General features: G+C 34.1%; 11 protein-coding genes. 7 read left to right on the top strand and 4 right to left on the bottom strand.

What is annotated here, in order from left to right; all coding sequences use genetic code 11:
• Window positions 1–63: 63 nt before the first annotated feature.
• Window positions 64–2,475: a hypothetical protein gene (locus ACWVCY_RS03155; protein ID WP_455140237.1), complete on the top strand. Its 2,412-nt coding sequence runs from the start codon at window positions 64–66 to the stop codon at window positions 2,473–2,475.
• A 223-nt stretch (window positions 2,476–2,698) separates the two neighbouring features.
• Window positions 2,699–4,156, top strand: coding sequence for a hypothetical protein (locus ACWVCY_RS03150; RefSeq protein ID WP_455140236.1), 1,458 nt, complete (start codon window positions 2,699–2,701; stop codon window positions 4,154–4,156).
• Here ACWVCY_RS03150 and ACWVCY_RS03145 read toward each other — a convergent pair.
• Entirely contained in the window at window positions 4,150–5,382 is a 1,233-nt protein-coding gene (locus ACWVCY_RS03145; protein WP_455140235.1) for a Cdc6/Cdc18 family protein, read from the bottom strand. The two genes, ACWVCY_RS03150 and ACWVCY_RS03145, sit on opposite strands and share 7 nt — an antisense overlap.
• Window positions 5,383–6,030: 648 nt before the next feature.
• Here ACWVCY_RS03145 and radA point away from each other — a divergent pair.
• Both radA and ACWVCY_RS03135 read left to right on the top strand, forming a co-directional pair.
• Entirely contained in the window at window positions 6,031–7,050 is a 1,020-nt protein-coding gene (radA, locus tag ACWVCY_RS03140) for a DNA repair and recombination protein RadA (protein ID WP_455140234.1), read from the top strand.
• Window positions 7,051–7,168: 118 nt separating this feature from the next.
• A complete protein-coding gene (locus ACWVCY_RS03135; protein ID WP_455140233.1) occupies window positions 7,169–7,867 on the top strand; it encodes a hypothetical protein in 699 nt (232 codons plus the stop codon).
• Here ACWVCY_RS03135 and ACWVCY_RS03130 read toward each other — a convergent pair.
• Window positions 7,864–9,090 carry a sugar phosphate nucleotidyltransferase gene (locus tag ACWVCY_RS03130; protein WP_455140232.1) on the bottom strand — a complete coding sequence of 409 codons (1,227 nt, stop codon included), beginning with the start codon at window positions 9,088–9,090 and terminating at the stop codon, window positions 7,864–7,866. The genes ACWVCY_RS03135 and ACWVCY_RS03130 overlap by 4 nt on opposite strands.
• A gap of 230 nt (window positions 9,091–9,320) precedes the next feature.
• On the opposite strand from ACWVCY_RS03130, the gene lysS reads away from it, so the two are divergent.
• The 3 genes from lysS to ACWVCY_RS03115 all read left to right on the top strand — a co-directional run bounded on the left by lysS (window position 9,321) and on the right by ACWVCY_RS03115 (window position 12,101).
• On the top strand, window positions 9,321–10,976 hold the full coding sequence (lysS, locus tag ACWVCY_RS03125) for a lysine--tRNA ligase (protein WP_455140231.1): 1,656 nt from the start codon (window positions 9,321–9,323) through the stop codon (window positions 10,974–10,976).
• Window positions 10,977–10,993: 17 nt separating this feature from the next.
• The gene (locus ACWVCY_RS03120) at window positions 10,994–11,512 is read left to right on the top strand and encodes a hypothetical protein (protein ID WP_455140230.1); all 519 of its coding nucleotides are present in this window, start codon (window positions 10,994–10,996) and stop codon (window positions 11,510–11,512) included.
• 184 nt (window positions 11,513–11,696) lie between these two features.
• Window positions 11,697–12,101: a hypothetical protein gene (locus ACWVCY_RS03115; RefSeq protein ID WP_455140229.1), complete on the top strand. Its 405-nt coding sequence runs from the start codon at window positions 11,697–11,699 to the stop codon at window positions 12,099–12,101.
• Window positions 12,102–12,128: 27 nt separating this feature from the next.
• On the opposite strand, the gene ACWVCY_RS03110 is transcribed toward ACWVCY_RS03115, so the two are convergent.
• Both ACWVCY_RS03110 and ACWVCY_RS03105 read right to left on the bottom strand, forming a co-directional pair.
• A complete protein-coding gene (locus ACWVCY_RS03110; protein ID WP_455140228.1) occupies window positions 12,129–12,365 on the bottom strand; it encodes a hypothetical protein in 237 nt (78 codons plus the stop codon).
• A gap of 92 nt (window positions 12,366–12,457) precedes the next feature.
• Window positions 12,458–12,934: hypothetical protein (locus ACWVCY_RS03105; protein ID WP_455140227.1), on the bottom strand; the 477-nt coding region annotated here is incomplete at its 5' end.

Genomic DNA, 12,934 nt, shown 5'->3' with positions numbered 1-12,934 from the left:
TTGAATAGATATGGGTGAAATGTCTTTTAAGATAAAAAATGCCTATATAGGTGAAATAAAGTTATGAAAATGCGCTATTATATCCTTGGAATAATGGCCATGGGTATGTTGCTCTTTGGAGCATTTGGTACGCCAGTATTAGCCCAAGAAGATCCTTTCGCTGAAGGACCTCCTCCAGGAACATATTCTATTGAATACGATATAAATCTGGTGAATAATTGGTTAACTGGTCCCACAACCATGGCTGCAAGTGACTTAGTAAATACCAATCTGTACTATAATGTCACAAAAATGATTAGTCCTTTGGATGAATACTTCAATGTTGGGTTCTTTATGCCCGGCGGAGAAGGATATGAAGGCCCAGAATGGGCTATTGATGGTACTTTCGAAAACAGTAAAGTTTTTGTAAAAATTGTCAACGATCAAACAACAGCAAAAGGCCGTCTCTTGGATATTCAAGCTGCAATGTCCCTTGGTGAAGATGTCATTATTTCATGGCGAATTCCAGAGGGAGTTGAACCTCCTAGTACATTCCCAATTGACATGCTACCTTCGAGCTTCACATTGCCAGCTGGAAGTGGTACTCCTCCTTTTCCAGTAATAAAAATGGCTACTAACTTTTCACAGTTTGAAACTCTAAATGACTGGTTTTATAACTATGGTTATGAAGGTTTACCATTCTTTGCTCCTTCAATCATCTTCTTAGATGATCTAAGTGATGCATTTAATTTTTGGAGCAACGAAGTAGTCATTGAGGACATTCTTCCCTTTGATACTGAAAATGAAGACATAAATTTCACTACCACCGTAACACCGGTTTATGCAACAGATTTTGATTTAACCATAGAACTAATAGCAGAAAACGATACAGCCGACTTCGGAAACTTTACTCTTGACGCAACATGGAGCACAAATGGGTTCTTATCATATTTCAGTTTTGATTTCTGGATGGATTTCAATGAAAATGGAATCTTAGAGTCAAATGAACATTTCTATCTAGAATTTGATCTATATCAATCCACCCAAGATATGATTCCTGTCTCTGTTGGAGATAAAGGTGAATATCTTATGGATGTTGCATTATCTCTTATGGTTGATTTAGAAAATGAGACCTTAGAAAATATGTTAAATGAGATGTTAACTGCAATCGTAGGATCAATTAATGAACTGGATGGAAATCACCTCCTAAATTATACCATCACCTCCATGGATGGATTATACTATACAATCGATGGCTATATGTTTGATCTCGGACGATTCATGAGTGACCGTCTACCATTCTTTAATGGAGGAACTGGTGCTCAAGAACCCTTACCACCAATTGAAGATTACTATATGCCTATGTTTGGAGAAGGTGGTGATCATGGATATCGGGAGATTGCCCTAAATATGTTCGATGCAGGAATATATGCAAATAGCACCTCCTTTTGGGAAGTTCGAGATGGATATTATTGGTATGATCAATATGGGTATGAAAATTGGGATCCACTATATGCAGAGGATGAAAATTCTACTTGGATTCCTTATACTCCAGGTGTAGTAAACGCCATCGTTTTTGATAGAGAAGAGTGGAATATGTACTATAACTGGGATAAAACCTTCCTTGAGAATGTTCAAGATTTGTTGCCATCAAGTCTTTATAATGGTCCTGTAGAATATCGGGAATTTGAAAACACCTATTACGATCCCTATGATATGCAATGGTACAATGACACTTATCATGAGACATGGATAGTTGACAACTCCTCTCCATTCAATACCTATACACCCTATCTTATTGTCCTAGAAATTCAAGAGATGCCTGGAACAGGCTATACTACTTACATCCCAGAAGGTTCTATGTGGAATATGTTCATGATGCCAATTAAACCAATGGGTGGTCTTGGAGCTCAAGATAGCCAAACTGGACCCATGTTTGGAATACCAATCGATCCAAAAATGTTGTTACCACTTCCTGTTAGAACCCCTGATTGGGAAGTCGTTGGGGGACTACCGATTCTCGTCGAAGCAATCATGGATGCAATGAACAATGTCTTGACAAATCCAGACTTCTTAGCAATGTTAACTGGTACTGTTGGAGACGATCCTGGTGATGCCATGGTAATAAATGCCTTCAATTTCGGTATGAATTGGAATGAAAACGTTACTCATGCAGGAATGGATACTTTCTTGGAATTCAATGGTAAAAACACAGATAACGATACTAGCACCAAAACTATAGTTGAAATCGCTGTCTCAGCTTACAGTGAAGAATACTACTTCTGGAAATCTACAGGATCCTTTGACTCTATGGGTAGTTATTCTGACATGACAGTCAATATCAATGCTGAAAATTGGCCAACACCAACCACAACTCCCCCAACTACAACCCCAACGACCACAACTACAACCATAGAACTCACTCCTGGTTTTGAAGGTATATTCATTATTTCTGGATTGCTAGCTATTCCAATTTTCTTCAAAAAGAGACGATAGGTCTCTTTTCCCCCCTTTTTTTTATTTTTTAGTAAGAATTCCATACTATTTTAGAAATTAATTTTTTAACAATAAAATCCCTTCGTTTGCTAGAAAGAGCTTTATTTTTACTGTCAAGATGTTTATTGTTTCATAGCCATTATACACAATAACTTTAATCCAAACCCTAAATAGTGCAACTATATGATATCAAGTACTCAAAAGGTATATTAGCTGATCAACAATGTCAGAAAGCCTTTTTTCTCGGGTAAAAAAGAAAGTAGAAGGAAATCCAGAGCTAACTATGGGGATTCTTATTTCCATTCCAATTTTTCTATTTATACTTTTAGCATGGATTAATGACAATTTCATGATTCTAGACCAATCATATTGGATAGGAGTAATTTCTTTCAATTGTGTTATTTTTTATGGAATTTATTTTGTTTATTCAAGAAAAAGAATTGAAGTTTCAACCAAGATCTTCTACTATGGAATTGGCTTGTCTCTGTTAATATTATTTTTATTTCAAAATATTGCCTTTTCAGGGGATATTACAGTAGGAGTAATAGATGGGGCACGATTGCTATGGGAAGGACAAAATCCTTATGTCGTAGAGGGAGTTAGACATGCTATTCCAGATATCCCAGGAGAATTTCGACTTACAACCTATGCATATTTACCAGTTGATTTGTTAACATATTCCTTGTTCCTAGGATTGCTAAGTTTTATATCAGCGATATTTATGGAAATGGAAGTGTTCTTCCCAATTAGATTTATGCTAGATCTACTTTTAACCACTTTTGTTAGGAGTTTCAAGCCTATACTCGAAATGATCGATATTTTCAATTTCCTACCTGAACTGAACACAACAGGAATTGTTTCATTTCTCCCAGGTTTTAATGGAATGGGAATTTTACTTACAAATTTATTCTTTATGGCTATTTCATCTATTTTAATACATAAAATCTTAGAATGCAAAAAACAAGAGGCTCTACTCCTTGGGTTAGTATTCTTTACTATTATGATTTGGAATAATGTATGTTTGGCTCAAACTCTCTTTTTTGCAGGGTGGTATTTTCATAAGAAAGAGATTGGCAGTCTTACATTGTTGTTCTGGTCATTAAGTATGCTTTCAAAATATTTCGCAGGAATCTTTATTGTTGGATATTTCATTCAATATTTCCATAAAAAAGAATACTTTACGGCAATAAAACTCTCTTTGATCCCAATTTTATTAACATTTATTTTTCTTCTCCCCTTTGGGATTATAGAAACTCTAAAATCGACTGTATTTTTCTATAATACCGAACAAAGGATCTTAGATGGTTCTTTTGGAGGATCAATTTTCTCTGAAATCATACTCATGTTTGGTTTAGAAGATTTTACTTGGCTTTTTACTTTGATTGGTTTTACTCTTATTCTAATAATCATTCTTCAATTAAAAGATCTTTACGAACGGTTAGTGATAGGATCCCTTACTTCTCTTTTAGTCCTTTCTGGCATGTCAGCACAATTCTTTCCAATGATCTTATTTATCTTGATTCTTTCAAACAGTGTTTGTATCTTTGATTATCAGAAAGGAATAACAGAAGGTGAGGCAACTAAAAAACATCATGAAGTAGGCCAAAGTAGTAGCCGATTTTCACGATTACGTGAGGAGGCTGTAGCACGGTTTTTAAAGCGAATTGCAGATGATCAATAGCTGAAATTATTAATTTGTTCTACTAGCTGCTCTGCTGAAAATGAATGAATACTAATGCAAGTTGTCCTTCCTAAAGATTTTCCTTCTTTGTGTTTATTATACACATTCAGTTTAATTAGTCCTAAAGCTGATAGCTTTTGTAAATAACCCCAGAATTGAGTTTGTCTTCGTGGTTTTAATCTGTTTTTCTTACAAATTTCATAATATTTCTCTTTTAATTTCATTGTAGTAATTTGAGACTTTGAACGATCATTTATCAACAATAAAGCAAGAGCCATTAGAATAAATTGTTGATGGATTGGTAAGTCAGTAATAACACTCTTTTTAATTGGCATTATGCATGAATGAGATTTTCTCACATGTTCAAACTCAATTGAGGAAGATAATTCACTTTCTGCTAATTTTGCTGCCCTCCATAAAAGTTCAATTGCATATCTAACATCCCCAACTTCATATGTTAATGAAGCAATCATCCTGATTACTTCCTCTGTATATGTAGTGGATTTCAATCCAGAATTAGCCCGATCAATTAAAATTTCATATAGCTGTTGTTCTGAATACTTTGAAAAGACTATTATTGTTTGTGATAAGGATGAATAGAGGGCAGAATCCAAAAACAAAAGGAAATGGGGATCTCTTGTGATTAAGATTAGGGAAATATGAGATCTATTGTCATTTAAATCTTCTTCATGCCCACGAATAAGGGAATATAATTCATCTTGGCTTTTTTTATCAATAATTAAATAATCGATTTCATCAAGACATAATAAGAGGTGCTGATTTCTTTCTTTAAGTATTCGTGTTAATAATTGTATTAATTCATCAGTACTATATCCACGAGGGGGAAAAGCAAGAATGAAATGTCTTAGTATAGAAGTAAGCACCAAATACCAAGTTCTTTGACGCCTGCAATTAATATGAAAATAAATTATTTTCATTGAAGGACGGGAGGAAGAGCTTTTACAAAAGGTTTCAACAGCTTTGCCAAATTTTTTAACAACAACCGTCTTCCCTAATCCAACAGAACCCTGAATAATTACAGATTTTCCTGAAGGAGGGAAATTTAATGTAAAAATCGATTTAAAATAGTTAGTTAACTGCCGGAGCGTGTCCTCCCGATGGATTAAGACATTTGGGATGTAAGAGGGAGAAAAAATCGATTCATCGCGAAAAATATTTGATTTATTCTCAAAAAAACGACTAATTTCAAAATTAGAGTCTTTCATTGGTCACAGGAACTCTCACATTTAATCTGCATTAAGTGAAAGATTTTTTCTCTTTCAAAATCACAATTATGTTTTAAAAAAATTCTATATCTATAATACTCTTATCTAGTCCTTTTTAAAACAAAATTTCTCCTTAATATCTGTCTCTATTAGAAAAAAGAATTATTTTAAAAATAAATAGATATTAAATTGAATGTTATGTTGAACATGCTTATTTTCCTTTCCAAAAGTATCTCTAGCAATACGAAATATCATAAAATGACTTAATAGTTAATTTTTTTCCCAAAATTGAAAAATTAAGAACTATAAATCCGTTTAAAACAATTTTATTGTAATAGAAGAGATCTCTGAAAGTGAAATTACACATAGGCTGAGTCATTCCCATTTAACCTAACTTAGAGTAATAAACGACTATATTCATTTTTATAAAATCAGGTACTATTTTTATTCTAAAAAAGGCATTATAGGGTAGTGTGATACCTGTTTATTCTCTCTTCCTAATTTTAGATCCTTGTTGTAATACTGTTCCCTAATGAAATAGTAATTCAAAATCTATTATCTTATAAGTTTAATAATGAACTGTCTTGAACAGGTCTTTATTATTGGATATTCGAGTTATTATTAAAGAACTCTTGGAAAGATCTTCGATTGCACAAACCCGATATTATTCCTTCTCAATTAGAAAAAGATCTATCATATAGTGATCCCGATCGTCTTCCTCTCCTATCAAATATTAATCCCTTACTTTCTAAAAAGCTCTTTGACGGAGGATTTACAACTATAGAAGCAGTAGCTAGTGCAAGTATCCGAGAATTAACATCTTGTGGTAACTTCCAAGAGAATATGGCACTCAAACTGATTGAGATGGCTCAAAAATCTCTTGGTATTGATTTTAAATCTGCAGATAAAGTTCTTGAATCAAGAAGAAGTATGATGCGTCTTTCTACTGGTGTTGATGCCCTAGATGATCTTTTAGGAGGAGGAATTGAAACTGGAAGTGTTACAGAAGTTTATGGGGAATATGGAACGGGTAAAACACAGATTGCGCACCAGTTGTGTGTAACTAGCCATCTTCCATGTGAAAGGGGGGGTATCACTAAGGATGGAAAAGAAGCTATTACATGTATATATATTGATACAGAAGGCTCTTTTCGTCCAGAGCGAATAGTTTCGATGGCAAATCAATATTCAGATGATCTAAACATTAAATCAATCTTAAAACACATACTACATGGCAGAGCATATAACTCAGACCATCAAATGATTTTAACAGAACGAATCATGAGAGAAGCCCCTCTTAGAAATGTAAAATTATTGATAATTGACTCATTAATCACTCATTTTCGTGCAGAATACGTCGGACGAGAAACCTTAGCATCACGCCAACAAAAGCTAAATCAGCATCTTCATTCTCTTTTAAGACTTGCTGAAATATATAATCTTGCCATTATCTTGACTAATCAGGTACAAACTGCTCCTGATACTTTTTTTGGAGATCCTACTACACCTGTGGGAGGACATATCTTAGCTCATTCAACTCATACTAGAATCTACCTTCGAAAATCCAAAGGGGAACGTCGTATTGCACGAATTATCGATAGTCCAATGTTACCTGAAAATGAAGTTGTATTTGCTATTACTACAAATGGCTTGAAAGATGTCTTCTGAGGAACAAGTTAGGTCTGATTATTTTAGAAAGAACCTTTTTTAATTCAAGAATATACAAAAATATATATAATTTAGTTGATCATTTAAATACATATATCTCTTTGGAGTCAAGAAAAAAATGTCAATGAATGCGATTAAAACACAAGAAATAAAAAAACCAGATAAGGAATATACTATTGTTCGTTCTTATCCTGAAACGCTCTTTTTCTATCCTAGTATGATAATTGCCTTACTTTCGTTCATTATCCAAGCTTTTTTACCAGACCTTTTTGGTACAGACACAAAAGTCATTCTTGGTACATTCTTTTTTGCAGTATTTGCATTTAATTTTATCATAGTAGCTTTTGATTTCGGAGTGGGAAAGACAGCTCTTATAGCTTTTGGTGTTATAATCTTTGTATTGGTTTATATTCTCTTAATAACTCAATTTCCTGAATTGAAGTTTGGTCTTAGCTGGCCTAATATCACAGTATCTCAAGAATTTTATTTATTCTTCTTTTTGCTAATAGCTGCTCATTTAATTATAATGTATATCTATAGTCGCATAGACTATTGGTTGATTTCCCCTACAGAAATTTATCATCACAGAGGAATTCTAGGAGACGAAGAACGATTTGGAAACGCACAACATGCTCACATCGAAAAAGCCAACCCAGATATCTTTGAGAAAATGCTTTTTTTAAGTGGTGATCTCTTTATTAAACCAGAAACAGGCGATCGTATTTATCGAATCTCAAATGTTTTTCGAATAAACAAAAAAGAAGATCAGATCAGAAGAATTCTTTCCTATGTCCCAGATAAACGTCTGGAATTCTAATCTTCTCTTTTTTTCATTTTATCGGATTTGACTACAGAACCTGGAGGGATAATTTCGTCATGATTAATTTTAATAGTGGGAAGAATAACAGTATTCGATCCAAGATCTACTCTAGGACCTATCATAGCCCCTAGTTTGTCATACTCGCGTCCTTTGATAATCATTGGGTGTATATCGGGAGAAAGACCTTTTATGTAGTTTATTGTAGTAACTCCAGCTCCAATGTTAGCTCCTTCTCCGATTACACTATCACCAATATAAGACAAACGACCAATCTTTACATTTGGTTGAATAACGGAATTTTTTACCTCGACTGAGAATCCTATTGTACAGTTCTTTTCAATACAAGAAAAACTTCTTATTAAACTATTGGTACCAATATATGCATTTTCTCCAATAAAACAGGGTCCAACAATCTCGGCATTGTGATCAATTGTAACATTCTTTTCAATGAATATTAATCCTGAAATATGTGCAGAAGGAGAAATCTTAGCTGATTTATGAATACGTGAGTATTCAATGTTTTTGAAAACGTCTTTATTTGCTTCTAGAAGATCCCATCCATACCCAACATCTATCCATTCATTCAACCAAACAGAAGCACAAATACGCCGCTGCTCTTTGAGTAATCGTCCTAAAGCTGAAGTTAATTTCTTTTCGTCTTGTAGAACATGAAAGAATTCACCTGGAAGAATGGAAGCTCCAGCAAAAATATAATTCGCCTCATCACCATTCGTTGAAGTCTCAGGAAGAATCTTGGTAATAAAACCTCTGTCATCAAGACTAGCTATTCCGAATTCAAAGGATTTGCCTACTAAGGTGACTGCAATTGCACCATCAGCAGCTGTATTGATGTAGGAATTCATTAAATGTTGATAAAATTTAGAAGGAGCAATGATATCCCCATAAGCCAATATAAATGGTTCAGTTTTGGAAAAATGGTCGCTTCCAGCTAAGATTGCCCCTTCAATACCCTTTTTTTCCTCTTGATTGACAATATCAAGAATAATATTCTTTCCTTGATATTTTTCCAATAATATATCGACTTTTTCTCCTAGATGCCCCACTACAACCACGAATTCTTCAAACCCAGCTTCCCTTAGACCATCAATCACATATTCCACAAGAAATTTGCCATGTAAAGACAAAAAAGTCTTGGGACAGTACTTTGAAATTGGTAACATTTCCTTTCCACTACCCCCTGCCAGAATTAATGCCTTCATTTCTTATTTTTCACCTATCTTGAAATGAACAGTAATCTAAATATACAATTTAGTCTCGTACTTAAGTCTAATAAATTTATATAGAAATAATTCCTTCTTAACACTTAAAGCATTTATTCAATTATTATTTCCTCTTTTTTGAAAAAGCTCTATCAGATAGGAAAAAATGGTTTTTTTAACCCTTTTTCATTGAGACTGTTATTAGATAAGAAACATTCTGGCGAGAGAAAATGACCGAAAGTCCAAAAGAATATTCCCAACATTGGATAGATCAACTAACAACAGATTTAATTAATAATTGGCCTGATGTCACCAAATTTAATTGCAATTGTGGTATATCTATCTCAGGGAAACAACACGTCGGTCGTCTAAGGGGTGAAATCGTTTTAACAAATGCTGTGACAACTGAACTTCAGGCACGTGGTTATAATGCAACTCATTATTTAATTCTTTATACTTCAGATCCGTGGAAAGGAAAAGAAGCACAGTTAAATGCCTTTAAAGATCCTGAAAAAGCGAAAGAATATATTAATTGGCGACTTATTGATGTTCCAGATCCATCAGAATCAAAAAAGTCTTGGGTGGACTTTTTTTGGAAAGAATTCGGAATTCCCATGCCAAAATTCGGAAAAGATATCCAAATTATTAGAACACATGAATTGTATCAACGAGAAGATATGAAGAAAACGGTTATCTCGCTGATTAAAAAGAAAAATCAGGTTAGAAAAATATTAAACAAATATCGGCAAGAAAACCCCTTTCCCGAAGATTGGATACCTATTAATCCTTTATGTACTCGTTGTAACCGAATTGGAACAACAAAAGCACTTGATGTCGATCTTAAAACCTACAAGGTCAAGTATCATTGCGAAGAATGTAATACAGAAGACTGGTCTGATATTAGTCTAGGAAAACTTACATGGAGACTAGAATGGCTAGCAATCTGGTATACACTCAATGTTCATTTTGAACCATATGGAAAAGATCATGCTACACCAGGTGGATCACGAGACAGCTGCATAGAGGTTTTAGAAACTGTTCTCAAGCGACGTGGGCCTTTTGGCTTTTGGAACGAATGGGTGGGCTATTCAGAAGATAAAAAAGACTTTGGCGATATGACAAGCTCAGGATTTATAGGTTTTACTCCCACAACCTGGTTAAAATATACAGAACCAGAAGTGCTCAAATATTTATATCTAAAAACACCGCCAAAACGCCGAATAATACTGGGTTTAGATAAAGTACCTAATTATGTAGCAGAATACGATCGTGCACAGCGAATATATTTCGATTTAGAGCCATTTGATGATAATGCGGAACTAGCTGCTATTAAGCGTAGTTATGAGATTGTTTTTTATAATCAAGTACCACCATATCGTGGATTTCAGTTAGATTATTCCCATGCATTAATATTGACCCAATTAATACCATCAGACAATTCTGGGTTAGAAATCGCTATCAATAAACTACAGGGAACTGGAATGCTTGTAAATAACCCTTCAAAAGATGTTATAGAACATATTCAAGAAAGATTAAATCATACACGATCATGGGTTAATTCTCAATATGCTCCAACCTATTTAAGAATCAATATCCCGAAAGATATTCCAAATGAAGTAATTATAGGTCTAGATAATGAAATCCAGAAAATAATTCTTCAGATGGCTGAAAAACTTGAGACAATACCTTGGAATGAAGAAGAAATTAAGAACTGTATGATTTCTCTACGCGAAGAAACTGGATTAAGCAAAAAGAAAATGAACCTTTTTTTCCAAGCACTATATCAAATCTTCCTTGGTACTCCCCAAGGCCCACGATTTGCCCCATTTATTGTTGCTCTTGATCGTGAATGGGTTATAAATCGATTGCAAACGGTAAAAAAGTAGTATTTGGTGAAATCCCAATGTCTTTAGATAAATCTGACTCTCCAAAGGAAAAAAATCCCCAGAAAAATTCCCTTCCAATAAGTCCTATATTGGCAATTATTTTTACATGTATTTCGAGTTTTATAATAGTATTCTTCATAATTGGTATATTTGATTACTTAGCAAGACAAGAACCAAGTTTTTCTAGCTTACCTGTGATTTGGCCAGCATTAATCTATGTCGGTGCAGTCCTTGGATCCCTATTAGGAGGAATTATTGCTTATTGGGAAATTTGGAGATGGATCTCAAATGAAATTACCTTTACACCTGGAAAATTAGCTTCTACTGATTTGGTTTATGTTTTTGGACTTTTTGCCCTTACATATATACTTGAGGTCTTCTCTGAGAGCATAATCCTGCAAGGAATAATGTTCTTACTCGAACTAGCTTTTTTCATGGTATGGGGTCGTAATATTGTAAAAATTATCTCAGAAATACCTCAGAAAAGAAAAGATCTTCACGAACCCTCTGAAACAGCTCTAAATCCAGAAATGTGAGTTTTGATAAAGCCTGAAATATCAATAGCTAAATAATTTTTACTAGAATTTTAGTAGTTCTCAAGCAAAAGTTTTTTTTAATCGTCATGCGTTAGAAGTAAAACTATACAAATTCAGCGAAAGGTCTTATAGCTCCTTTAGCATTTTGCCTAAACTTGAATGTAGAATTACGGACTGGATTATCTTGCAGTTTAGAACTTTTGGTTGGATAGCGCGACAAAATCCCCATATAAGAATGCTAGAAGATACCATTGAGGATGATAAACGCTATTCCTTTACCAATCTTGCCGTTAAAGACATAAAAACTCCAGTAGAAAAGCGTAAGGAATGGTTTAAAAAAGGAGAATTGTGGCCAACTTTACTACTCGTAGAAAAGGGATGGGATCAGACAGGGTCTTATCAAATTGAGGATGTATATTTAAGAATATTTCGTCATACCGATGGAGCGATACTGGACATTCTTGTAGGGAAAAATCTTGACGATGCTACTTTATTAGCCGTGGATTTCAATATTCCACTTTTTAGTGTCACCTGTTCACGCAAAGGAACACGAGGAACAGCGCAACGTATCCATTTAGACATAATGTAGAACAAAGGATAACCAAGCTTTATTTAATTATTCTTCACGTAGAATTTTTGTAAACTTCTTAATTGTTGAAATAGTTCTAATGAAGCCCTTACCATCAATATAGAGAATTCTAGCATGTGGAAGTTCTTCATCCAAACCATGAAGATCAAGAAAGACATCTAATCCAGTAATATCTGGTTCTAGTTGCCCACTTGGGATTCCAAGAGCATATTTTTTATTACAAATAGTACATGGTTCCGTTCTTAATCGCATATATTTAGTCATGACTAGTACCTCTCTTCTTGCTTGATCAAACGCATTTTTATACTTGTTAAGTGATCCACTAATGAATTAATAAATAGAAAAGAAGAAATAAATCATCTTCTATCTTCTTTCTTCTCCGAATCCTGCTCTAATAACGTATTCTCAAAACCATCCATAATCGAATCAGCAAAATCCTCTGATTCAACTTCTATCTCGTCAAGGACTTCAATGGTCTCCGAAATAAATCTACGAAAGTTTCTAGCTTGTTCAAGTATTGATTCTTTAGTTTCTCCTGCAAGAATCCGATTTTTAACATCTAGAACTCCTTCAGTAATTTCCTCTTGAAAACTTTGAGATACAGTGTTCCATTGTTCTCTCATTAGTAACATTATAAGTAAAATCCCCTGTCCAGGTCCAGAAGGCACTTGGTCTAAACTAATTGTTGATAACCATTGTTGTGGTAACGTAGGAGCAGGATAGGCAAAAAGAATAGCAGTACAAGCTACATCCTCAATATTAAAATCAATATACGATACCATTTCCTTTGGTTTCATTCGCATGATAAAATCAACTCGTGAGTGTGCTTTCTC

The organism is Candidatus Hodarchaeum mangrovi (assembly GCF_975850365.1).
The sequence above is the reverse complement of the archived record's forward strand: the minus strand, read 5'-3'. Positions and strand labels throughout refer to the sequence as shown.